We start from the raw sequence: 23,037 nt of genomic DNA on the forward strand, positions 1-23,037 counted from the left end.
CGGGGTGCATGGTACAAATCGGCTACACCATGCTGACCGAGCAGGCCGGCCCCCGTGAGCTCGTCGGACACGTGGTCCGCGCCGAGGAGGCCGGGTTCGACTTCTCCGTCACCTCCGACCACTACTTTCCCTGGCTCAGGAGCCAGGGCCACTCCCCCCACGCGTGGACGGTCCTCGGCGCCGCCGCCCAGGCGACCTCCCGCATCCCGCTGATGACATACGTCACCTGCCCGACGATGCGCTACCACCCGGCGGTCGTCGCACAGAAGGCGGCGACCCTGCACCTCCTCTCCGAGGGCCGGTTCCGGCTGGGCCTGGGAGCGGGGGAGAACCTCAACGAGCACATCACCGGCGGCGGCTGGCCCGCGGCGGACGTGCGGCACGAGATGCTCGAAGAGGCCGTGGACATCATCCGCGCGCTCTTCGGGGGCGGTTACGTCAACCACCACGGCGCCCACTTCGACGTGGAGTCCGCCAAGGTGTGGGACCTCCCGGACGAACCCCCGCCCATCGGCATCGCCGTCTCCGGCGACCAGTCCTGCGAACTCGCGGGCCGCCTGGCGGACTTGGTGATCGCCGTCGAACCGAGGCCGGAACTCCTCGACGCCTTCGACCGGTACGGCGGCGCCGGCAAGCCCCGGGTGGGGCAGGTGCCGGTCAGCTACGACCCCGACCGGGAGACGGCGGTGCGCCGCGCCCACGAGCAGTTCCGCTGGTTCGCCGGCGGCTGGAAGGTCAACGCCGAACTGCCCGGGCCCGCCTCGTTCGAGGCGGCCACCCAGTTCGTCCGCCCGGAAGACGTGGCGGAGTCCATTCCGTGCGGCGACGACGTCTCCGCCTTCGTGGAGGCCGTACGGCCCTTCGCCGAGGCCGGGTTCACCGAGGTGGCCCTGGTGCAGGTCGGCGGCGAGAGCCAGCACGCCTTCCTCGACTGGTCGGAGAAGACCCTGCTGCCCGCACTGCGCGAGGCCCTCTGAGGACGGGCCCCCGCCCTTGAGACACCCGGAGAACACCGAAGCGGTGCGACCGCCTCCGCCGGCCCCCCGAGAGCCGGAAGCGGTCGCACCGCTGCACGCCGTCTCTGCCGCCGCCCCGGCAGCGCCGTGCCGCCGACGGCCACCGCACAGGACACCGCCACCGCACACGGCACCGCGCATGACGGAGCTCCCGGCCGGGCCTGTCGCCCGTCCGGGAGCTCCGGTTCCGCTGGTCCGTTCCGTTTCCCGTTCTGGTCCGCCGGGGGTGGTCCGTCAGCCCGAAGATTCCTCGGGTTCGCCCCGGTCGTCGTCCGCGGGGCGTTCGTCGCGCCGCCGCGCACCCGCTTCGTCCGGGTCCGGCAGATTCTCCCGCGAGGAGTCGGCCGCTTCGGCCGGAATCTTTCCCTCCCACTTGTCGGCCGCCTTGTCGTGGCCGCCGACCTGCTGGTCGGGCAGGTCCCGGGGGACGGCGTGGCCGCCCGCCCCGGGTTGCTCGGAGCGTCGTTCCGCCATGTCCGGGTCCTCTCTCTGGTGCTGGATGGTGCTGGACCGTGTGCCGCGCGGGTACCCGCGCGGGTACCGGTCATGCGGTGACGGCCGCCCGGACGCCCTCGTCCGCGCGGCCCCGTCCCGCCGTTCAGGCCGCGGTACGGGCGCGGCGGCGCTCCCGCTCACGGCGCCGGTGCATCGGCCGCCGTTCGTCCTCCGAGGTGCCGCCCCAGACCCCCGAGGTCTGGCCGGTCTCCAGGGCCCAGTCGAGGCACGCGTCGATGACCGGGCAGCTCTCGCACACCGCCTTCGCCGTTTGCTCCTGGCGCAGGGCCGGGCCGGAGCTGCCAACGGGAAAGAACAGGTCTGGGTCGGTATCGCGGCAAGCCGCGTTCAGACGCCAGTCCATGAATGCCACTCCGTTCGGTTCGTATCGGTTTCTGATCGGATGCGCTCTGTGCCGGTTCTTCTCCGCGTACCCGGTGCCGGACTGCCAACTCGTCCGTCCCGCCGCCCGGATCACGGCGATCACCAGGCACACTGGAGACATGACGACCGGCGTACCGCACGGACAGGAACCGCCCCCGGGCCGTGGCCCCGGATCGACCGCCGCCCGGACCGGGCGCTCGCGGCGCCGGAGCCTGGTGCCCCTGGCCGTGGCCGCCTGGGTGGTGCTGGAGATCTGGCTGCTGACCCTGGTCGCCGACGCCTTCGGGGGCCTGACCGTTCTGCTGCTTCTGCTCGCGGGCCTGGTGCTCGGCGCGTATGTCGTGAAGCGGGCCGGCCGGCGCGCCTGGCAGGGGCTCACGGAGAACCTCCAGCGCGGCACCGCGCCGGGCGCACCGCCCGCCGAGGGGAGCAGGGCGAGCGGCAACACCCTGCCCATGCTGGGCGGGTTGCTGCTGATGATGCCGGGACTGGTCTCCGACGCGGCGGGCCTACTCTGCCTCTTCCCGCCCACCCGGGCGCTGCTGCGCCGCTCGGCCGAGCGCTCACTGAGCCGGCGGATGTCCGCGGCGGGGCGGGGCGGTCTCGGCGAGGCCTTCCAACAGGCCCGGATGCACCGGCCCGACGGCAAGGTCGTCCAGGGCGAGGTCATCCACCGCGACGGCGAGGACGGTCACGGCGAGGACGGGGACGGGAAGAGCGGCCGGGGCGGCGAACCCCCGCTGCCCCGCTGAGCGGCGCCCCGGGTCCTCCGTACGCCCCGGCCCGCCGCGGGCCCGTGCGCCGGCCCCGGGCACACGAAGGACCCGGACCACCATCCGGTGGTGGTCCGGGTCCTTCGTCTCTGTGCTGCTGTGCCGCTGTGCCTCGTCCGGCGCGGGCCGTGCCTCCGTCGTCAGGCGGACTTGCGGTTGTCCCGGGGATGCACCGCGATGTTCATCGCACCGGAGCGCAGGACCGCCAGCCGCTCGGCCAGCACCTCCTCCAACTCCTCGCGGGTACGCCGCTCCATGAGCATGTCCCAGTGCGTCCGCGCGGGCTTGCCCTTCTTCTCCTCAGGGCCTTCGCCGTCCACGAGCAGGGCCTGGGCCCCGCACACCTTGCATTCCCACTCCTGCGGAATCTCCGCCTCTACCGAGAACGGCATCTCGAATCGATGGCCGTTCTGGCATGCGTACTCCACCGCCTGGCGCGGGGCCAGATCGATGCCGCGGTCGGTCTCGTAGCTGGTCACCACAAGTCGCGTGCCGCGGAGAGCTCGCTCACTCATGAATTGTGCCTCCCGGGCTTGTCGCCCACAGGACAGGTGTCGCTGTCGTCGTCATCCGGTCAACGTCCGGTCGGCGGTAAAGATTCCCGTTGCGGGACATGCGTCGCCCGTCGTGCCGCCCCTTGTTGTACCCACCATGGCCCGGTTTGTCACATCTGGCAGGAGATGTCACCCAGTGCTTCTCCTGATTCAGCTTGCAGTAACGGTCCGCCCTGTGGTCAAAGGCGTACACTACCGCTCCACCGTCGTCCGCGTTAAATCCGGTCGGGCACCGGGTTCCCCGCGGCGGCCACCGCGCGCCGTACGGGCAGCCGCGCCAGCAGCAGGAAACCGAGCGCGAAGAAGACCACCAGCGAGATGATCGCGTCCCGGTAGCTTCCCGTCAGCTGATACGTCAGACCGAACAGCAACGGGCCCAGCCAGCTTGTTCCCCGGTCGCTCATCTCGTACGCCGAGAAGTACTCCGCCTCCTTGCCGCGCGGCACCAGCTGCGAGAAGAGCGACCGCGACAGCGCCTGGCTGCCGCCCATCACCAGCCCGATCGCCGCCGCCAGCGCGAAGAACCACACCGGCGCTCCCGCGGGCAGGAAGTACCCGGCGGCGACGGTCAGGGTCCAGGCCGCGAGCGAGCCGAGGATGGTGCGCTTGGTGCCGTACAGGGCGGCCAGCCTCCCCATGCCGAGCGCACCGAAGACCGCGAGCACCTGCACCAGCAGGATGGCGAGGATCAGCGTCGTCTGGTCCAGGCCCAGCTCCTCCGAGCCGTAGACCGACGCCTGCGAGATCACCGTCTGCACACCGTCGTTGTAGAGGAGATACGCGACGAGGAAGAGCAGGGTCAGCGGATGCCGCCGCATGTCCCGCAGGGTGTCGCGGAGTTGGCGCCAGCTCTGCCCCACCGAGCCCGCCCGGACGGGCCCACCGGCCCCGGCGGCGGGGACATCTGCCGCCGGCGGCCGGTCGCGGAGCCGGCGCAGCGGAACGATCGCGAACAGGCCCCACCACAGCCCGGCCGACGCCAGGCAGATCCGTACCGCCATGCCCTCGGAGATCCCGAGCGAGGCGTGGCCCGTGTACAGCGCGAGATCGGCCAGCAGCACCAGCGCACCGGAGGCGTAGCCGAAGGCCCAGCCCCGCGAGGAGACGGCGTCCCGCTCCCCGGGGCCGGCGATCTGCGGCAGAAAGGCGTTGTAGACGACCATGGCCACCGAGAACGAGGCGTTGGCCACGACCAGCAGGAAGCCGCCCAGCAGATAGCGGTCGCCGGAGAGGAAGAACATGCCGGTGGTCGCCGCCGCGCCCAGGTAGGCGAAGAGGGCCAGCATCGGCTTCTTGCGGCCGGTCCGGTCCGCGACCGCCGCGGCCAGCGGCATCACCAGCACCGAGACCAGCACCGACAGCGACACCGCGTACGCGAAGTAGGAGCCCGCCCGCACCGGTAGGCCCAGCGGGTGCACGTAGCCGCTCGCGTCGGCCGCGGCCCGGGCCACCGCCGTCAGATACGGGCCGAGGAACACGGTGACGACGCTGGTGGAGAAGACCGAGACCGCCCAGTCGTAGACGTACCAGCCGCGCTGCTCCCGCCTGCGCTCGGCGGCTGCGGCCGGGCCGGACGCGGCCGCCGGACCGCCCGCTCCGCCCGCGGGCAGCGGGTCACCGCCACCGGACCCGAGGTTCCCGCCGCCGCCTGCCGGGCCGGGGGGTGCGGTGGTGTCCGCGCCGCCGGTTCCGCCCGTGATCTCCGCGCCCATGCGGCCCCCTCGCCCCGACCGTCGCCGCGGGGGTCGCGCCGCCGGGGCACGCCCGGGTCAGACCCAGGCGCCTCGTTCGGTCAGCACCGTGCGCAGCGTCTCGATGTGATCGGTCATGATGCCATCCACCCCGAGGTCCAGAAGCGCCGCCATCCGCCCCGCGTCATTGACCGTCCACACGTGCACCTGCAGGCCCAGAGCGTGCGCGGCCCGTACGAAGGCCCGGTCCACCACCCGCAGCCGCCCGTGCCGCTCCGGGACCTGGACGCAGACGGCACTGCGGCGGGAACGCGCCGGGAGCCGGTACGAACGCAGCCGCAGGCCGAGGACACCCCGGGTGCCGAGCGACGTCGCCAGGTGCGTGCCGCCCAGGTGCTGGGCCCGGGCCACCCGCGCCTCGGAGAAGGAGCCGACGCAGACCCGGTCCCAGGCGCCGGTCCGGTGCAGCAGCCCGATCAGCGGGGCCAGGGCCGCCTCGGCCTTCACATCCACGTTCCAGCGGGCTTCCGGGAACTCCTCCAGCAGCTCCTCGAACAGCGGCAGCGGCTCCGTTCCCGCCACCCGGGCCCGCCGCACCCGGGACCACGGCAGCTCCGCTATCGCGCCGCGGGCGTCGGTGACCCGGTCCAGGGTCGCGTCGTGGAAGGCGACCAGCGCGCCGTCCGAGGTGGCGTGCACATCCGTCTCCAGATAGCGGTAGCCCGCGGCGACCGCCCGCCGGAAGGCGGCGTGGGTGTTCTCCAGGCCGTCCGCCGCACCGCCGCGGTGGGCGAAGGCGAGCGTGGCCGGGTGGTCGAGGAAGGGATGGCGCACGGCCGGATTCGGTGTCACGGCGGCAGTATCGCCGCCCCCGTGCGCCCCGCGGACACCGGGCGGCCGCCGGGCAGCGGAGCGGCTCCGCCCGTGCCCGTCCCGGCGTGCGCGAGGTACGTTGACGGGCGTTGACGGGCGTTGACGGCGCGCCCCCGGGCACGGGTGTCGGCCCGGGGGAGTGGAGTGCCTCAGCCGGCCTCGCGGCAGCCGGTCTCCACACCACCGGTCGTCGGCGCATTCTCCGTCCGTGCGCTGTCCGGCGCCGGGGCCCGGTCTTCCGTGCCCGTCGCTGCCGTCGTCCCGGAACCCCCGTTCATCCCGGGTGCCCCTTCCGTGCCGGGCCCCGGACCCGCCGCCTCCACGGGCGCCACAGCCTGCCCCGGGACCGTGAACACCCGCAGGAAGAACTGGGCCAGCGGGCCGATGGCCAGCGCGTACGCCACCGTGCCCGCGCCCACCGAGCCGCCGAGCGCGTAGCCCGTGGCCAGGACCGCCAGTTCGATACCGGTGCGGATCAGCCGCAGCGAGCGGCCGGTGCGCCGGTGCAGCCCCGTCATCAGTCCGTCCCGCGGACCGGGGCCGAAGCGGGCCGCGATGTAGAGACCCGTCGCCGCCCCGTTGAGGACGATCGCGGCGGCCAGCAGCGGGATCCGCACCGCCATCGCCCGGACGTCGGGTACGAGGGCGAGGGTGGCGTCCATCGCCAGCCCGATCACCACCACGTTCGAGACGGTGCCCAGGCCCGGCCGCTGCCGCAGCGGCACCCAGAGCAGGAGCACCGCCGCGCCGGTGAGGATCAGGACCGTCCCGATCGACAGGCCGGTGCGTTCGGCGATGCCCTGGTGGAAGACGTCCCACGGGTCGAGGCCGAGCTCGGCGCGCACCATCAGCGCCACGCTCACCCCGTACAGCACCAGGCCGGCATAGAGCTGGACAAGCCGCCGTGTCAGCCGGCGGTCCCCCGTTGTGGGCACGTGGACTCCCTGATGGTGGTGGGCGAGTGGTGCTACTGGCCTGGCGCGTGGCAGTCTGTGGCCTGGGACCTCGGCGGTTCCATGGCCAATTTCGGGAAGGTGGACCGGAAAGATGAGTCAGTGGACATCGGCGGTGGGGGCCGCGCAGCTTGCCCGGCTGCTCCGCTCGCAGAACCACGGAGGCAACGGCACCACGACCCCGGCCGGCCGGCGGGCGCCGGTCTACCGCACCCTCGCCGACGGTGTGCGGCTCCTGATCCACGAGGGCCGGGTGCCCGTCGCCGCCCGGCTGCCCGCCGAACGGGAGCTGGCCGCGGCGCTCTCCCTGAGCCGCACCACCGTCGCCTCCGCCTATGAGACGCTGCGCGCCGAGGGCTTCCTGGAGTCACGGCGCGGCGCCGGAAGCTGGACGACCGTCCCGGCGGGCAGCCCGCTGCCCACCCGCGGTCTCGACCCCCTGCCGCCGGACGCCGCCGAGACGATGATCGACCTCGGCTGCGCGGCCCTGCCCGCCCCCGAGCCCTGGCTGACCCGCTCCGTCGAGGGCGCGCTCGGCGAACTGGCGCCCTACGCCCACACCCACGGCGACTACCCGGCCGGCCTCCCCGAACTGCGGCAGGTCCTCGCCGACCGCTACACCGCGCGCGGCATCCCGACCATGCCCGAGCAGATCATGGTCACCACCGGGGCCATGGGCGCCGTCGCCGCCATCTGCCATCTCTTCGCGGGGCGGGGTGAGCGGGTGGCCGTCGAATCGCCCAGCTACGCCAATGTGCTGCAGCTGATGCGCGAGGCCGGCGCCCGGCTCCTCCCCGTCGCGATGGCCGACGGGCTGGCGGGCTGGGACCTGCCCGCCTGGCGCGGGGTGCTGCGCGACGCCGGCCCCCGCATGGCCTATGTGGTGGCCGACTTCCACAACCCCACCGGGGCGGTGGCGAGCGAGGACCAGCGGCGGCAACTGGTGGCGGCGGCCCGCTCGGCGGGCACGGTGCTCGTCGTGGACGAGACCATGGCGGATCTGCGCCTGGACGAGGACTTCGAACTCCCGCGCCCCGTCGCCTCGTTCGACCCGGCGGGCAGCACGGTCGTCACCGTCGGCTCGGCCAGCAAGGCGTTCTGGGCCGGGATGCGCATCGGCTGGGTGCGCGCGGCACCGGAGATCATCCGTTCCCTGGTCGCCGCCCGCGCCTACGCCGACCTCGGCTCGCCCGTACTGGAGCAGCTCTCCGTCAGCTGGCTGATGCGCGGCGGCGGCTGGGACGAGGCCGTGGCGATCCGCTGCCGGCAGGCGCGGGAGAACCGGGACGCGCTGGTCGCCGCGGTGCGACGGCACCTGCCGGACTGGGAGTTCTCCGTCCCGCACGGCGGACTCACCCTCTGGGCGCGCACCGGCGGCCTCTCAGGCTCGCGGATCGCGGAGGCGGGGGTGCCGCTGGGTGTCAGGGTGCCGTCGGGGCCGCGCTTCGGTGTGGACGGGGCCTTCGAGGGCTATGTCCGGCTGCCGTTCACGGTGGGCGACGCGGTGGCCGACACGGCGGCGGCCCGCCTCGCGCAGGCGGCGCGGCTGGTCGAGACGGGAGCGACGGGCGCGGCCGCGGCGGCCGACTCACGGAGCCTGGTGGCCTGACGTTTTCGGCCGTCCGACGATGCTGGTCATCTGCCAGCTGCCCGGCCGGTGACTGGCCGCCGGAGGGACCGAGGACTCCTGAGCGGTGGCCGCACCGGGCGGACGCGCGTGCGGCCGGGATCTCCCGATGCCACCCGCACGGCACGGCGGTTCGGCGTCCGCGGCCCCCGGACCGTCGCCGTGGAAGCACACGGGCACCCGGCCCGCCGCCTCAGTGGTCCGCCCGCGCCGGTGCGGTCATGTCTCCCGCCGCGGAGACCGGCTCCGGCAGCAGCGCCAGCACGGCCAGCCGGTCGCTCTCCGTGCACTCCTCGTCGTGCGGATCCGGGGTCGCCGGCACCTGCAGCCGGTGCACCGGGCCGTGGCCCAGCCGTGCGTAGCCCCGCCCGGGCGGCATCTCCGGCGGCGGCGTGGTGTGTGGCGGGGCGCCGAGCACCGCCGCGATCTCCTCGGGCGTGGCCGGGCCGAGCACCACCCGGGCCGGGGTGTGCGTGCGCACCGCCTCGCCCAGGGAGTCCACGCCGTCGAGGTGGTCGGCCACCACCACCGTCACCTGCGCGGCCCGGCCGTGCCGCAGCGGCACCCGCAGCAGTTCCTGGGGGTCGGGCCGCCCCTCCGAGGCCGCCAGCTGGCTGAGCGCGGCCGGGCGGTCGACGAGGATCCACAGCCGGCGCCGGACGTCCTCCGGGACCGGACGGCCGGTCCGGCGGGCCTCGTGGACGGAGAGCAGCCGCCGCTCCGTCTCGTGCGCCGCCCACTCCAGGACGGCCAGGGCGCCGCCGAGACCGCACTCGACGGCCGGCACGCCGCGCCGTCCGGCCAGGCAGGCGTACTCGCCGGTGCCGCTGCCGTCGACCACCAGGACATCGCCGTCGCGCAGCGCCTGCAGGGCGATCGAACGGAGCAGGGTCGTCGTGCCGCTGCCCGGTCTGCCGAGGGCGATCAGATGCGGCTCGGCGGAGCGCGGCCCGGTCCGCCACAGCACCGGGGGCACGTCGGCGGCGTCCTCCAGGGCGTCGCCGCGGACCGCCGGAAGGGTGCGCCGGACGCTCTCCGGACCGGTGAAGCCCAGCACGGTCTCGCCGGGGGCCGTGACGAAGCGCTGGGCGCGGATGTCGTCGGGGAGGGGCGGCAGGACGGTCAGGGTGAGGACGTTGCCCTCCTCGTCCCAGTCGAACAGGTACTCGCGCCCGCGTCCGCACTTCGCGTGCAGCACCTGCTCGATCCGGGCCCGGAACCCGGGCTCGCCGTCGGCGAAGTACGGGGGGTAGCACAGTTCGAGCAGGACCGGGCGGCCCGTCTCGTCGAAGGCGTGGTCGAGGAAGACGGCCTCCCAGTCACCGCCGTGCGTGTACAGCGGTTCGGGGTCGTCCTCCGCGCGGAAGTACGGCACCAGCGCCTCGTACAGGGCCCGGAGCCGCTCCGCCTCCGCCTCGCCCGGCCCCTCCGCCCCGGCGGCCCGGCCGCCGCCCCGGCCCAGGCGGCCGCCGCCATCAGGGCCGCCACGGCGAGCAGCGGCCCGTGCGGGGCCAGGGCCACCGCGGTCACCGCGGCGGCGGCCAGCAGCAGGACCGGTCCGCGCCGGTCGGACGGGGTCCGCGTCCACCGCTGCCGGCCGGCGGCGGCGAGCCGGCGCAGTCCCCGGCCGATGACGATCAGGGGGTGCAGCACGTCCGCGGTGTGGCCGGCGGCGGTGCGCAGCAGTTCCCCGCCGCGGCGGAGAGGAGCGCTCCGTGAACTCGGTACGGGGACGCGGGGAGGGGCGCCGGGCCACGTTCGCTCTCCTGGGGGTTGTGCCGCCGACGCGGACGGGCCGCCGCGGCCGGAGCGGCCGCCCGTCCGCGTCTCAGAACCGGATGTTGTCCAGCAGGCTGGCGAGGCTGGCGCCGCCCGCCTTGATGCTCGGCGCGAGCGCCGTGCCGGCCAGATAGAAACCGAAGAGGGCGCAGACCACGGCATGGGAGATCTTGAGCCCGTCCTTCCGGGTGAAGAGGAAGACGATGACACCGAGCAGAACGACGCCCGAGATGGACAGAATCATGGTGTTCTCCTGGCTGTGGGGACGGTTACCACGAGTGGTTCCAGATTCACACCAAGTGTCCGGCCCGGCGAAGGCGCAAAGGAGTGAAGATGACGCCACCGCCCCCACCGGACCGGCCTGCCACAGGGGCCGGACCGGCGTCGTGCCGGGGTGGCCGTGTCCTCCGCGGCCGGTGCCGTGAGCAGGCCAGTAGGGTGGCGAATCACTCGTACGGGCGTGGGCCCGGGAAGGCGGAGCGACGGATGAACGACCCCGGAGCGGGCGAGCCGGCCGGCGAGACAGGGCCGGGACCGGTGGACGACGAGGTGATCGAACTCGCGGGCAGGATCTTCGATCTGGCGCGCGCCGGTGACGCGGAGCGGCTCGCGGCCTACCTCGACGCGGGCGTGCCCGCGAACCTCACCAACGACAAGGGCGACACCCTCGTCATGCTCGCCGCCTACCACGGCCACACGGCCGCGGTGGAGGCCCTGCTCGCCCGCGGCGCGGACCCGGACCGCGCCAACGACCGGGGCCAGACCCCGCTGGCCGGCGCGGTGTTCAAGGGCGAGGACGGCGTGGTGCGCGCTCTGCTGGCGGGCGGCGCCGACCCGTCCCTCGGCACTCCCTCGGCGGTCGACACGGCCCGGATGTTCGCCAAGACCGAGCTGCTGAAGATGTTCGGCGCCGCCTGACCGGCGCCGCCACCCGGCACCACCGTCCCGGCCGCCGCCCCCGCCCCGGCGCTCACGGAAAAGCCCTGAGGGGAACGCCGCCGCCCTCGGTACCATCGACAGCCGGACCGGGAAGGACGGTGCGCGGACGACCCGCGGCCCGCGGCCCATGGCACGGGGGAGGGGAGCGGCGGTGCTGGACGAGGTGACTGCGCTCCGGTATGTCATGCCGCTCCGCACCGGCGGCTCCGTCCCCGGCGTCGTCGAGGCCGACGACCTGGGCACCTACGTCGTCAAGTTCACCGGCGCCGCCCAGGGGCGCAAGGCGCTGGTCGCCGAAGTGCTCGTCGGTGAACTCGGCCGCCGCCTGGGCCTGCCGGTGCCGCGGCTCGTGCGGGTCCGTTTCGATCCGGCCGTCGCCGCCGGGGAGCCCGACCGGGAGATCCAGGACCTGCTGCGGTCCAGCGCCGGGCTCAATCTCGGCATGGGCCTGCTGCCCGGCGCCCGCGACTGGACCCCGGCCGAGCTCGTCCCCGGCCCGGCCGAGGCGGGGCGGATCATCTGGTTCGACGCGCTCACCGGCAACGTCGACCGGGCCTGGAACAGCCCGAACCTGATGGTCTGGCACGGCCGGCTGTGGCTCATCGACCACGGCGCGGCCCTGGTCTTCCACCACCGCTGGGACCGGGCCCCCGCCCACGTCGCCAAGAGCTATCCCCTCACGGGCCACGCGCTCGGCCCGTACGCCCCCGACATCGCCGCGGCCCGCGCGGAGCTGGGGCCCCTGGTCACCGCGGACCTGCTGCGCGAGGTGGCCGCTCTCGTCCCCGACGCATGGCTGGCGGACGAGCCCGGCTTCGCCTCGCCCGCGGAGCTGCGCGAGGCCTATGTGACGCATCTCGCGGCCCGCGCCGCCCGCTCCGCGGAGTGGCTCCCCGGAGGCTTCGCCACCCCCGAAGAGCTGCGCCGCGCCGAGGCCGACCGCGCCGCCGCCACCCGCGCCGGCCGCCCCGCCTGGCTCCGGCACATCCCGGGCTGAGCGCATCCGCGGACCCCGCCGGGGCATCCACCCCGCCCGACGGGGCAGGGCTCTGAGAGCGGGGCGCGCGGAACGATCACGGCTCCCCGGACACGGCCGAGCAGGACGCGCCCCGGCACGGGCGCGCCGGAGGAGGGGACCCATGCCGCTGACCGATCTGCCGCTGGACCAGCTGCGCACCTACCGCGCCGGGACACCCGAGCCCGCGGACTTCGACGCCTTCTGGGCCGGCACCGTCGCCGCGGCACGCGGCGCGGCGGGCGGCGGCACGGCGGAGTACCGGCCCGTGGAGGAGCCGCTGCTCGGCACCGTGGAGGTCTTCGACGTACGGTTCCCCGGCTGGGGCGGCCAGCCGGTCGCCGCCTGGCTTCTGCTGCCGCACGGGGCCCGGGAGCCGCTGCCCGCCGTCGTCCAGTACCTCGGGTACGGCGGCGGCCGCGGGCGGCCCCTCGAACACCTGGTGTACAGCGCCGCCGGCTACGCCCACCTCGTCGTGGACAGCCGCGGCCAGGGCCACGACACCCCCGACCCCGACCCCGTGCCCGGCACCCAGTACGTCGGCGGCTACATGACACGCGGTATCGACGACCCCGGACACCACTACTACCGGCGGCTGATGACGGACTGCGTCCGCGCCGTCGACGTCATCCGCGAGCACCCCGCCGTGGACCTCGACCGTGTCGTCGTCGCCGGGGCCAGCCAGGGCGGCGGGCTGGCGCTGGCCGCGGCGGCCCTCGCCGGGGACACGGTCGCCGCCGCCCTCGTGGACGTCCCGTTCCTCTGCCACTACCGGCGGGGCGCGGAACTCGCGGCCTTCGGCCCGTACCCGGAGCTGGCCGAGTACCTCGGCCGGCACAAGCGCGTCGACCCCGAGCGCGTCTTCACCACCCTCGACTACTTCGACGGCGTCCACTTCGCTCCCCGGGCCGGCGCGCCCGCGCTGTTCAGCGTCGGTCTGATGGACCCGGTCTGCCCGCCCTCCACCGTCTACGCCGCCCACAACGCGTACAAGGGCGACCGGGAGATGCGGGTGTGGCACTTCGCCGACCACTCCGGCGGCGGCGCCTCCCAGACGGAGGAGCAACTGCGCTGGCTCGCCGACCGCGGACTGGCCCCCTGAGCGGCCGGAGTTCCGGGGTTCCGGGGGTCCGGAGCGCCGCGCGCACCCCGCCGCGCGCATGCCGCCGCGCGGTGTCCGATCCGTACAAGACCCGGGCGGGGACCGGTGCCTACGGTGCCCCCATGACACCTCGATTCGACGCCGTGGGCCTGGTCACGGCCGACCTGTCCGCCTCCCTCGCCTTCTACCGCCGGCTCGGCCTGGACGTCCCCGGGGACGCCGGCGGCCCGCACGTGGAAGCGGCGCTGCCCGGCGGTCTGCGGCTGCTCTGGGACACCGCCGAGAGCGTCCGGTCCTTCGACCCGGACTGGACGCCCCCGAGCGGCGGCCACGCGATCACCCCGGCCTTCGCCTGCGACTCCCCGGAGGACGTCGACGCGGTGTACGCCGCGTTCGCCGCCACCGGCCACGGCGGCCGCGCGCCCTGGGACGCCGCCTGGGGCCAGCGCTACGCGATCCTCACCGACCCGGACGGCAACGCCGTCGACCTCTTCGCCCCGCTCCCGGCCACGGGCTGAACCGGCCGGGCCCCGGCCGGGCGGCGCGCACCCGTCAGCCGGAGGGCGGCGGGGCCAGGAGCAGCGCCGGCGGCAGACCCGCCAACGCCCGCACCTCGCGGGTGAGATGGGCCTGGTCGCAGTAGCCCGCGAGGGCCGCCGTCTCCGCGAGGGGGCGGCCCGCCCGGGCCAGGTCCAGCGCCCGGTTCATCCGCAGGATCCGCGCCAGCGTCTTCGGCCCGTAGCCGAACGCGGCCAGGGAGAGCCGGTGCAGACCTCGTACGCCGAGCCCCGCCCGCTCGGCGACCTCCGCCACGGGCAGTCCCGCGCGCAGCCCGGCGACGATCGCCGTCCGGCGCGGATCGGCCGGGCCCGCGGCGCGCAGTGCCTCGGCCGCGGCCCGCTCCAGCACCTCCGCCGGATCGGCCGCCCCGGCCACGCGTTCGGCCAGCCGCCGTACCTCCGCCTCCGGGCGGAGCGCGGCCAGCGGGAGCCGCCGGTCCCTCAACTCGTGGGCGGGTACGCCGAAGACGGCCGGTCCGGTGCCGGGCGGAAACCGCAGGGCGGTGTAGCGGGTGCCGGGCGGGGCGGCCGGCTGATGCGCCCGGGTGTCGGGCCCGGCGACGAACAGTTCCGCGCCGTCCCAGATCAGATCGGTGCAGCCGTCGGGCAGCACCCGCTGCTGCCGGACCCCCGCCGTGCGGGACCAGACGACGGCGGGCACGCGCGCGGAACGTCTCTCCTCGTACACCGGGCCAGGGTCGCACGCGGACGGCGGAGTCCGTCACCCGCTCGGCGGCGACGCGCCACGACGCGCCGCACCCGACCGGGCACCCCCCGTCACCTGCACCGATGCGGCAGACGCGGGACCCGGGGCTGCTCCATTGGCGGGACGGTGGACGCCGTTCCGCCGCGCGCGGTTGACGGCCCGTCGGGCTTGCATGGTGCCGACGGCGCGGAGCCCGAGCGGACGCGGGTCCGCCTCCCCGCCGGAAGGAGCACTCACATGCGCATCGTCTCCCGCGTTCTCGCCACGACGGCTCTGACCGCGATAGCCCTGGGGGGTGCCGCCACGGCGTCGCAGGCCGGCGGACACCCGGACTCCCGGATGAGGATCAGCCCGCACATGCCGAAGGCGGGGGCCCATGTGGTCATCAGTGTGAAGAGCGGCTGCGAGGACCGCCGGATGACCGCGAAGTCCTTCGGGCTGGCCCGGGAGGTCACCCTCCACCGGCAGAGCCACCGCACCTTCGTCGGCGCCGCCAGGGTCAAGGACGACGCCAAGCCCGGCCGCACCTACTGGGTGCGGGCGCACTGCCGGAGCAGCGGAGACGCGGTGGTGGGCCACTTCACGGTGGGCCATCGTGCCTGGCGCGGATCGCAGGCAGGTGAGGGCGGCGGCTCCGGCGGCATGAACGCCGGCACGGCCGCGGCCGGCACCGGGCTGGTGGCACTGGCCGCGGGCGGCTCCGTGCTGGCGTTGCGCCGCCGCCGCGACGACACGGGCTGAGGCCGTGGTGCGCCGGCGCGGGCCGTGACCCGCCGGCGGGTCCCTCCGGTACGTCCCCGCCCGCCGCGGGACGTACCACCAACCCGCCCCATCTCCGTCCGCCTTTTCCCGTCCGTCCACGACACCGGACAGCAGGAGACCGGTGGGAGAGGAACGTCCATGACCGCGGTACGCACATCCGGCGGGAACCGATCCGCCGACGGCGCCGTCGAGGGCCGCAGGCCCCGCGTGATGCCCCGGCTGCTGCGCGGGGGTGCCGCCGGGATAGCGGGAGTGCTGCTCACCGCCAGCCCGACCTGGGGCGCGGGTATGGACATCAGCCACCGGTACCTGGCCGAGCGCGACGACCGGGCCCGCACCCACGGCAGCCCGGGCCCGCGGGGCGGCAGCCCGTGGGAACGCGGCGAGCCACCGGACACCGCCGTCGGCGCCGGCGCCGGTGGAGCGCGGGAGGACGCGGACGGCGCGGGCGCCCCGGACCGCCGCGACTCCCGGTCGGCCTCCGGAACCGGCGCCGCGGACGGCTGGACGCGTCCCGTGGCCGACGCCGAGGTGTCCGCCGCCTACGGCATCCCCGGCGGCTGGCTCGCCGGCCGCCACACGGGCGTCGACTTCGCCGTCCCCGTGGGCACCCCGGTGCGTTCGCCCGGTCCGGGCGAGGTCGTGACGGCCGGCTGGGGCGGGGCTTACGGCCACCTGGTGACCATGCGGACCGAGGGCGGCCAGTACCTGCTCTTCGCCCACCTCTCCCGGATCGACGCGGCCCCGGGGCAGAGGGTGGGCCCGGGGGAACTCCTCGGCCTCTCCGGCAACACCGGCCGGTCGAGCGGCCCGCACCTCCACTTCGAGGTGCGGCAGAGCACGGAGTACGGGTCCGACATCAACCCGCGGTCGTATCTCGCCTCCAAGGGCGTCCGGCTCTGACGCCCGTCCCCCTGGGACGCGCCGCCGCCCGCGGGCCGGGCGGCGGCGCCCGGGCGCCGGGGCCGGGTCAGTCCAGCGAGGCGGCGAGAGTGATCGTCGTCCCGGTCAGGGCCTGGCTCACCGGGCAGTTCACCTTGGCGTCCTCGGCCGCCGCGGTGAACGCCTCCTCGTCCATCCCGGGAACCTCGCCCGACACCGTCAGATGGATCCCGGTGATGCCCGTGCCCGGCTGGAAGGTGACCTCGGCCCGGGTCGTCAGCCGGGTCGGCGGGGTCCCGGCCTTCGACAGGCCGTTGGAGAGGGCCATCGAGAAGCAGCTCGAATGCGCCGCGGCGATCAGCTCCTCCGGGCTCGTCCGGCCGTCGGGCTCCTCGGCGCGGGACGGCCACGAGACCGCGTACTCCCCGGATCCCGAGGAATCGAGGGTGACGGTGCCCCGGCCCTCGAGCAGATTGCCTTCCCAGACCGTGTGCGCGGTGCGTGTGGTGGCCACGATGGTTCCCTCCTGTGGTGCGGGTGGCGTCCTGCCGATGGTCCGCCCCCGTACGGCCGCTCCGGCCGCGACGCGCCGTGCGCCGGCCGCCTGTTGCCGGAACCGGTGTGCGACATCCCCGCCGTTACGGGACAGAGCGGGCCGATCCGTCCGCGGTGCCCGAGGGGGAGCCGGACCGGAAGGGCGGAGGGGTCCGCGCCGGGCGGACGAGAGGCCGGCCGGGGAAGCGCCGGCCGCCGGCGCGCCCGTGGCGCGGCGGTGCGCCCGCGTGTGCGGACGGTGACGGCCTCACCGGCGGTGACCGGGGCGGGGCGGGGAGAAACGAAACCGCGGCGAAGGGCTCAGGCCGGGGCCTTGGCATGGAGGGGGAAGCGGGCGCGGACCGTCTTGCCGCCGGGGCGCGGAAGGACCTCGAGTTCGCCGGAGAGCCGCTGGACCATGATCAGGCCGAGCCCGCCGCCGCCCGTGAGATCCGAGGTCGGACGGATGGCCGGGGGGACCTCGCTGCGGTCCTCCACATCGATGATCAGCGCGTCGTTGCGGGCGCCGATCCGCAGCCGCCACCATCCCGAGGTGTGCCGGGCCGCGTTCGCCACCAGTTCGGATACGACCAGCACGACCGCGTCGGCGTCCACCCCCGGACACGCGGAGGAGACGAACTCCGCGGCCGCGTGCCGGGCGTCAGCGGTGCTCGCCCGGCTGGACTCCACCACGACCATGCGGCTGCACCTCCTCCTTACCGTTCATTACACCCCTCTTGCCCAGCGGCCGCGCAATCATGGGACGTGATCGGGCAGCGGATGCGTGGATGCCGTGAGAACACGAGGCGATCCGGACACCCGTGCCCGCCCTGTCACCGAGGAAGACGCGTCGTCGCGGAAACGCGTTCCGCCTTCCGGGTGACCGCCTGCCGGGCGCGGCGTGCGCACCGCGCACCTCCCCGCGCGCCGTGCCTAGCCTGCGGAGGTCACCGTATCGCGGAGGTCTCCCCATGTTCCGTCCAGTCCTCCCCGTACGCACCCGGAGAGCCCGGTCACGGGTGGCCGTCGCCCTCTGCGCGGCCCTGCTGGCCGGTGGCTGCGCCCGGTCCTCCGAGGCCCCGGAGCCCCCGGCGCGGCCCGGTCCGGAGGCCGGCGGAGCCCGCGTCTCGCCGTTCGAGGGGCTGACCGGCCGGCCGCGGCCGGCACCGGGCACGACCTTCCTGCTGGTGGGCCTGGACGGGCGCACCGGGCTCTCGCGCGCGGAGAAACGGCGGCTGTTCGTCGGCGGCGAGGGCTGCGACTGCACGGACGTGATGATGCTGCTGCACGTCTCGGCGGACCGGCGCCGGGTCGGCGTCATCAGCATCCCGCGGGACTCCTACGCCGAGTTCCCCCCGCACACCGAGCCTCCCGCCACCCGGACACCGGGCGCGAGCACTCCCGCGGGGGCCTCCGGCGCCGCGGCCCCGCCCGGGCCCGGGACCGCCGGGCCGGAACCGTCCCGGCCGGAAGCCGCCGGGGCCGCGTCCGCCGGGGCCGCCACCGGGCCGGTGCGCCACTGGGGCAAGATCAACGCGGCGCACAAGCACGGCGGCCCCGCCCTCACCGTGGCCGCGGTCGAACATGCGACCGGTATCCGGATCGACCACTACCTGGAGACGGACTTCACCGGCTTCGTCCGCACGGTCGACCGGCTCGGCGGCGGTGAGGTCTGCACCGACAAGCCCCTCAAGGACGACAAGTCCGGCCTCGACCTCCCGCCCGGCACCCACCACGTCGACGGCACGGGCGCGCTGAAGTACGTCCGCGCCCGCCGGCTGGATCCCCCCGGCGACCTCGGCCGGGTCCGGCGGCAGCAGCGCTTCCTCGTCTCGCTGATGGAGAACCTCTTCTCCGGCGACCGGACGGCCTCCGGCGGGGACGGGCTCTCCCGCAGCGCGCGGGCCCTGCTCCGCTCCGTACGCACCGACGAGGGCCTGACCCTGCCGAAGCTGGCCGGCCTCGGCCGGGCGCTGCGGAAGCTGCCGAGCTCCGCCGCCGAGTTCGCCACCGTTCCCATCAGGGATTTCGACCACCGGGTCCCCGGCTGGGGCTCCACCCTCGTCTGGGACGAGCCCCGCGCGGAGGCCCTCTTCGCGGCCGTCCGCGCCGACCGGCCGATCGTCCCGGAGACCCGGCCCGGCGAGATCCGCCCGGTCCCCGTCGCCGTCGCCCCCCGCAAGCTGCGGGTCAGTGTGGCCGAGGGGCCCGGGGCCGAGCCGGGCAGCGCCGCGCGGCTGGCCATGAAGTTGCGGGCGAACGGCTTCACCGTCGTCGGGGTCACGGCCGGGTCCGGCGGCGGCCCCGCGCCGGCGGGGCCTACCGAGATCGCCCACGACCCGAGGCTGCGGCGCGCCGCCCCGACCCTGTCCGCCGCACTGCCGAACGCCCGGGTGCGGGAGACCGAGGGGCTCGGCCGGGTCTTCCGGGTGACCGTCGGCCCGATCGCCGGCCGGGTGGTCCCGGTCGTCCACGACCGGAGCGGTGTCGAAGGGGCCCCGTCACCGGGGACGAGCTGAGCTGCCGCGAGACCCCGCCCGGCGGGTAGCGCCCCCGCGCACCGCGCCCCCTGTGCGCCCTCCGCGTCCGGGCCCGCCCGTCCGTGATCACGGCGCTGCGGTCACCGCGCGTGATGGACGCCACGCAGGGTAGGCGACCGGCCAGTCGAGGAACGGGGAGAGTGGCCCATCCATGAGCACCCATCGGGACAAGCGCCGGAAGCTGGCCGACAAGCGGCGCAGAGAGGACAAGAGGACGCGGATGACCGTCCTCGTGGCACTTGCCGCGAACCTCGTCATCGCGCTGGCCAAGGCGCTGGGCGGACTGTTCGCCGGTTCACCCGCCCTGCTGTCGGAGGCGGCGCACTCGGTGGCCGACAGCATGAACGAGGTCTTCCTGCTGGCCTCCCTGCGGCGCAGCCGTAAGAAGCCCGACGCGGAACACCCCTTCGGCTACGGCAAGGAGCGCTTCTTCTGGTCCCTGCTCGCGGCCGTCGGCATCTTCGTGATGGGCGGCTGCTTCTCCTTCTACCAGGGCGTCAGCGCCATGGGCTCCGGCTCCTCGGAGAGCCTCGACGGCTATGTGGCCGGGCTCGTCGTGCTCGGCATCGCCCTGCTCGCCGAGGGAACCTCCCTGCTCAAGGCGGTCCACCAGCTCCGCGGCCACGCCCGCCGCAATCAGCGCGGCATGATCGGCCAGCTGCGCGCCGGCACCGACCCCGCGCTGCGCACGGTCCTCGCCGAGGACGGCACGGCGTGCCTCGGCGTGCTGCTGGCCGCGGCCGGGATGGGTCTCCACATGGCCACCGGAGACATCCTGTACGAGGCGTGGGCCTCGATGCTGATCGGCGTCCTGCTGGTCTACGTCGCCTACCGGCTCGGCCGGGAGAACCGGGACCAGCTCATCGGTGTGGCGCTCGATCCGGCCCTGCGGCAGGAGATCCACACCTTCCTCGACGAGCAGCCGGAGATCGACACCGTCACCGTGCTGCTCACCATGCGGCTGGGCATGGACTCCACGCTCGTCGCGGGGCGCGTGGACCTGATCGGCGGGCTCGACAGCGAGGAGGTCGAGGAGGTGTCCGAGCGGATCAAGAATGCGATGGAGAGCGCCTGGCCCCTGGTCGACCAGATCTTCCTGGACATCACCGAGGCCACCGCGGAGGACCGCCGGCGGGCCCGCCGGGAACGGCGGGAACTCGACGCGACGGTGGCGGCCGTGGCGGAGAACTCCGGCTGATCTCCGGTGACTTCGCGGCGGATCGGGGGAGTATGGGGTGGTGCGGCGGGACACCCGCCGAGCCGGGCGCGCGGCGCGGCCGCGACCCGGCCCGTCCGCACGGCCTGCCCCGTACCACCGGCCCCGTACCACCGGCCACGCACCGCTGACCGCACACGGCTGATTCGAGAGGCGAACAGTATGGCCACGGCTCAGGCAGCACATCTGTCCGACGACGACCTCGCCACGCTGGACCGCTACTGGCGGGCCGCGAACTATCTGGCCGTGGGCCAGATCTACCTGCTCGCCAACCCGCTGCCGGCCGAGCCGCTCTCCGTGGAGCACATCAAGCCGCGGCTGCTGGGGCACTGGGGCACCACACCCGGCCTCAACCTGATCTACGCCCACCTCAACCGGGTGATCAGGGCCCGGGACCTGGACGCCATCCACGTCACCGGCCCCGGGCACGGCGGCCCGGCGACCCTCGCCTGCTGCTGGCTGGACGGCAGCTACTCCGACGTCTACCCGGACGTCTCCCGGGACGCCGAGGGCATGACCCGGCTGTTCCGGCAGTTCTCCTTCCCCGGCGGGGTGCCGAGCCACGTCGCCCCGGAGACCCCGGGCTCCATCCACGAGGGCGGCGAACTGGGGTACGCGCTGAGCCACGCCTACGGCGCCGCGTTCGACAACCCGGGGCTGGTCGTCGCCGCGATCGTCGGCGACGGGGAGGCCGAGACGGGCCCGCTGGCCACCGGCTGGCACGGCAACAAGTTCCTCGACCCGGTGCACGACGGCGCCGTCCTGCCGATCCTCCACCTCAACGGGTACAAGATCGCCAACCCGGCGGTCCTCTCCCGCCTCCCGCACGAGGAGCTGGACCAGCTGCTCCGCGGCTACGGCCACGAACCGGTGTACGTCGAGGGTGACGACCCGGCCGCCGTGCACCACGCCATGGCCGCCGCCCTCGACCACTGCCTGGACCGGATCGCCGAGCACCAGCGGGCGGCCCGCGAGGACGGGGGGTCCGGGCGTCCCCGCTGGCCCATGATCGTCCTGCGGACGCCCAAGGGCTGGACGGGCCCGGCCACCGTCGACGGCAAGCCGGTGGAGGGCACCTGGCGCGCCCACCAGGTGCCGCTGTCGGGTCTGCGGGAGAACCCCGGGCATCTGCGGCAGCTGGAGGAGTGGATGCGCTCCTACCGGCCGGAGGAGCTCTTCGACGAGCAGGGCCGGCCGATCCCCGAAGTGCTGGCCCACGTCCCCGCGGGGGACCGGCGGCTCGGCTCCAACCCGCACACCAACGGCGGCCGCCTGCTGCGCCGCCTGCCGGTGCCGGCCATCCGGGACTACGCGGTCAAGGTCTCCGAGCCGGGCGCCACCCTGCACGAGCCCACCCGGATCCTCGGCGGGCTGCTGCGCGACCTGATGCGGCGGACGGAGAAGAGCCGCGACTTCCGGCTGTTCGGCCCGGACGAGACCGCCTCCAACCGCCTCCAGGACGTCTACGACGCGACCGGCAAGGGCTGGCAGGACGAGATCCTGTCCACCGACGAGCACCTCTCCCGCGACGGCCGGGTGCTGGAGATGCTCTCCGAGCACAACTGCCAGGGCTGGCTGGAGGGCTATCTCCTGACCGGGCGGCACGGACTGTTCTCCTCGTACGAGGCGTTCATCCACATCGTGACGTCCATGGCGAACCAGCACGCCAAGTGGCTGAAGGTCTCCCGCCAACTGCCCTGGCGGATGCCGCTCTCCTCCCTGAACTACCTGCTCACCTCGCACGTCTGGCGGCAGGACCACAACGGCTTCTCGCACCAGGACCCCGGCTTCATCGACCACATGGTCAACAAGGACCCGCAGACCATCCGGGTCTATCTGCCGCCGGACGCCAACACCCTGCTGGCCGTCGCCGGGAAGACCCTCGACAGCCGCGACCTGATCAACATCGTCGCGGCCGGGAAGCAGCCCTGCTTCGACTGGCTCTCCCTCGACGACGCCGTCAACCACGTGGAGCGCGGCGTCAGCGTCTGGGGCTGGGCCGGCAGCGACACCGGCCGGGAGCCGGACGTGGTCCTCGCCGCCGCGGGCGACGTGCCCACCCAGGAGGTCATGGCCGCGGCTTCGCTGCTCCGTGCGCATCTGCCCGATCTGGCCGTCCGGGTGGTCAATGTCGTGGACCTGATGCGGCTGCTGCCCCACACGGAACATCCCAGCGGGCTGAACGATCACGGGTTCGACGCCGTATTCACCGCCGACAAGCCCGTCATCTTCGCCTACCACGGCTATCCGTGGCTGATCCACCGGCTCACCTACCGGCGGAACGGCCACGCCAACATCCACGTCCGGGGCTACAAGGAGCAGGGCACCACCACAACACCGTTCGACATGGTCGTGCTGAACGACATGGACCGCTACCGGCTGGTGATGGACGTCATCGACCGGGTGCCCGGGCTGGCACTCCGGGCGATCGGGGTCCGCCAGCTGATGAAGGACAAGCGCAACGAACACCGTTCGTACATCCGGGAGCACGGCCAGGACATGCCCGAGATCCGCGAGTGGACCTGGGCTTAGCGGCCCGGTCGCCCGCGGGGCGGGTGGCCGCGCGGGCGGGCCGGGCCGCGGAGGTACGGCGGGCCGCCGGAAGCGCGGCGACCGCAGCAGACGCACAGACGCGG

The 23,037-nt window shown here is 74.6% G+C and carries 22 protein-coding genes and 1 pseudogene; 12 read left to right on the top strand and 11 right to left on the bottom strand.

Annotated elements, in window-relative coordinates; all coding sequences use genetic code 11:
• The first annotated feature begins 8 nt into the window (after positions 1-8).
• Positions 9-977 carry an LLM class F420-dependent oxidoreductase gene (locus E4N63_RS28925; protein WP_125624262.1) on the top strand — a complete coding sequence of 323 codons (969 nt, stop codon included), beginning with the start codon at positions 9-11 and terminating at the stop codon, positions 975-977.
• A gap of 273 nt (positions 978-1,250) precedes the next feature.
• Here the strand turns inward: E4N63_RS28925 and E4N63_RS28930 are convergent, their stop codons facing one another.
• Complete coding sequence (locus E4N63_RS28930) at positions 1,251-1,490, bottom strand: hypothetical protein (protein WP_125624263.1); 240 nt, start codon at positions 1,488-1,490, stop codon at positions 1,251-1,253.
• A gap of 124 nt (positions 1,491-1,614) precedes the next feature.
• Positions 1,615-1,875, bottom strand: a complete 261-nt coding sequence (locus E4N63_RS28935; RefSeq protein WP_125624271.1) for a WhiB family transcriptional regulator — start codon at positions 1,873-1,875, stop codon at positions 1,615-1,617.
• Positions 1,876-2,014: 139 nt separating this feature from the next.
• Here E4N63_RS28935 and fxsA point away from each other — a divergent pair, with 139 nt between their 5' ends.
• The gene (fxsA, locus tag E4N63_RS28940; protein ID WP_125624264.1) at positions 2,015-2,647 is read left to right on the top strand and encodes an FxsA family membrane protein; all 633 of its coding nucleotides are present in this window, start codon (positions 2,015-2,017) and stop codon (positions 2,645-2,647) included.
• Positions 2,648-2,808: 161 nt separating this feature from the next.
• On the opposite strand, the gene E4N63_RS28945 is transcribed toward fxsA, so the two are convergent.
• The 4 genes from E4N63_RS28945 to E4N63_RS28960 all read right to left on the bottom strand — a co-directional run bounded on the left by E4N63_RS28945 (position 2,809) and on the right by E4N63_RS28960 (position 6,721).
• Entirely contained in the window at positions 2,809-3,183 is a 375-nt protein-coding gene (locus E4N63_RS28945; RefSeq protein ID WP_030548181.1) for an RNA polymerase-binding protein RbpA, read from the bottom strand.
• 254 nt (positions 3,184-3,437) lie between these two features.
• On the bottom strand, positions 3,438-4,934 hold the full coding sequence (locus E4N63_RS28950) for an MFS transporter (RefSeq protein ID WP_230242109.1): 1,497 nt from the start codon (positions 4,932-4,934) through the stop codon (positions 3,438-3,440).
• A 57-nt stretch (positions 4,935-4,991) separates the two neighbouring features.
• On the bottom strand, positions 4,992-5,765 hold the full coding sequence (locus E4N63_RS28955; RefSeq protein ID WP_230242110.1) for a glycerophosphodiester phosphodiesterase family protein: 774 nt from the start codon (positions 5,763-5,765) through the stop codon (positions 4,992-4,994).
• Positions 5,766-5,935: 170 nt separating this feature from the next.
• On the bottom strand, positions 5,936-6,721 hold the full coding sequence (locus tag E4N63_RS28960; RefSeq protein WP_230242111.1) for a YitT family protein: 786 nt from the start codon (positions 6,719-6,721) through the stop codon (positions 5,936-5,938).
• Between the two features lie 112 nt (positions 6,722-6,833).
• On the opposite strand from E4N63_RS28960, the gene E4N63_RS28965 reads away from it, so the two are divergent.
• Entirely contained in the window at positions 6,834-8,348 is a 1,515-nt protein-coding gene (locus E4N63_RS28965) for a PLP-dependent aminotransferase family protein (RefSeq protein ID WP_230242112.1), read from the top strand.
• 211 nt (positions 8,349-8,559) lie between these two features.
• Here the strand turns inward: E4N63_RS28965 and E4N63_RS28970 are convergent.
• Together E4N63_RS28970 and E4N63_RS28975 are read right to left on the bottom strand one after the other, a co-directional pair.
• Positions 8,560-10,019 (bottom strand): annotated as a pseudogene (locus E4N63_RS28970) (hypothetical protein).
• 175 nt (positions 10,020-10,194) lie between these two features.
• Entirely contained in the window at positions 10,195-10,389 is a 195-nt protein-coding gene (locus E4N63_RS28975) for a hypothetical protein (protein ID WP_019708524.1), read from the bottom strand.
• A 242-nt stretch (positions 10,390-10,631) separates the two neighbouring features.
• Here E4N63_RS28975 and E4N63_RS28980 point away from each other — a divergent pair, with 242 nt between their 5' ends.
• From E4N63_RS28980 to E4N63_RS28995, 4 genes are all read left to right on the top strand, one after another.
• Positions 10,632-11,063 (top strand): ankyrin repeat domain-containing protein, encoded by a 432-nt coding sequence (locus E4N63_RS28980; RefSeq protein WP_230242113.1) that lies wholly within the window; start codon positions 10,632-10,634, stop codon positions 11,061-11,063.
• Between the two features lie 172 nt (positions 11,064-11,235).
• Positions 11,236-12,081, top strand: a complete 846-nt coding sequence (locus E4N63_RS28985; RefSeq protein ID WP_230242114.1) for a HipA family kinase — start codon at positions 11,236-11,238, stop codon at positions 12,079-12,081.
• 142 nt (positions 12,082-12,223) lie between these two features.
• The gene (locus tag E4N63_RS28990) at positions 12,224-13,201 is read left to right on the top strand and encodes an alpha/beta fold hydrolase (protein ID WP_230242115.1); all 978 of its coding nucleotides are present in this window, start codon (positions 12,224-12,226) and stop codon (positions 13,199-13,201) included.
• A 122-nt stretch (positions 13,202-13,323) separates the two neighbouring features.
• On the top strand, positions 13,324-13,719 hold the full coding sequence (locus tag E4N63_RS28995; RefSeq protein WP_125626937.1) for a VOC family protein: 396 nt from the start codon (positions 13,324-13,326) through the stop codon (positions 13,717-13,719).
• A 34-nt stretch (positions 13,720-13,753) separates the two neighbouring features.
• On the opposite strand, the gene E4N63_RS29000 is transcribed toward E4N63_RS28995, so the two are convergent.
• A complete protein-coding gene (locus E4N63_RS29000; protein WP_230242116.1) occupies positions 13,754-14,449 on the bottom strand; it encodes a helix-turn-helix domain-containing protein in 696 nt (231 codons plus the stop codon).
• 255 nt (positions 14,450-14,704) lie between these two features.
• On the opposite strand from E4N63_RS29000, the gene E4N63_RS29005 reads away from it, so the two are divergent.
• Both E4N63_RS29005 and E4N63_RS29010 read left to right on the top strand, forming a co-directional pair.
• Positions 14,705-15,208 carry a hypothetical protein gene (locus tag E4N63_RS29005; protein WP_095757750.1) on the top strand — a complete coding sequence of 168 codons (504 nt, stop codon included), beginning with the start codon at positions 14,705-14,707 and terminating at the stop codon, positions 15,206-15,208.
• A gap of 159 nt (positions 15,209-15,367) precedes the next feature.
• Positions 15,368-16,132, top strand: coding sequence for a M23 family metallopeptidase (locus E4N63_RS29010; RefSeq protein WP_125624103.1), 765 nt, complete (start codon positions 15,368-15,370; stop codon positions 16,130-16,132).
• A 67-nt stretch (positions 16,133-16,199) separates the two neighbouring features.
• Here E4N63_RS29010 and E4N63_RS29015 read toward each other — a convergent pair whose 3' ends face one another.
• Both E4N63_RS29015 and E4N63_RS29020 read right to left on the bottom strand, forming a co-directional pair.
• Complete coding sequence (locus E4N63_RS29015; protein ID WP_125624104.1) at positions 16,200-16,625, bottom strand: OsmC family protein; 426 nt, start codon at positions 16,623-16,625, stop codon at positions 16,200-16,202.
• Positions 16,626-16,966: 341 nt separating this feature from the next.
• Positions 16,967-17,344: an ATP-binding protein gene (locus E4N63_RS29020; RefSeq protein WP_125624105.1), complete on the bottom strand. Its 378-nt coding sequence runs from the start codon at positions 17,342-17,344 to the stop codon at positions 16,967-16,969.
• Positions 17,345-17,616: 272 nt separating this feature from the next.
• Between E4N63_RS29020 and E4N63_RS29025 the strand changes: the two genes are divergently transcribed.
• The 3 genes from E4N63_RS29025 to E4N63_RS29035 all read left to right on the top strand — a co-directional run bounded on the left by E4N63_RS29025 (position 17,617) and on the right by E4N63_RS29035 (position 22,933).
• Positions 17,617-19,164, top strand: coding sequence for an LCP family protein (locus E4N63_RS29025; protein ID WP_230242117.1), 1,548 nt, complete (start codon positions 17,617-17,619; stop codon positions 19,162-19,164).
• 172 nt (positions 19,165-19,336) lie between these two features.
• Positions 19,337-20,383 (top strand): cation diffusion facilitator family transporter, encoded by a 1,047-nt coding sequence (locus E4N63_RS29030; protein WP_125624107.1) that lies wholly within the window; start codon positions 19,337-19,339, stop codon positions 20,381-20,383.
• A gap of 180 nt (positions 20,384-20,563) precedes the next feature.
• Positions 20,564-22,933, top strand: coding sequence for a phosphoketolase (locus tag E4N63_RS29035; protein ID WP_230242118.1), 2,370 nt, complete (start codon positions 20,564-20,566; stop codon positions 22,931-22,933).
• Positions 22,934-23,037: the final 104 nt, after the last annotated feature.

Source organism: Streptomyces sp. MNU89 (assembly GCF_020982505.1).
Classification (GTDB): Bacteria; Actinomycetota; Actinomycetes; order Streptomycetales; family Streptomycetaceae; genus Streptomyces; species Streptomyces xinghaiensis.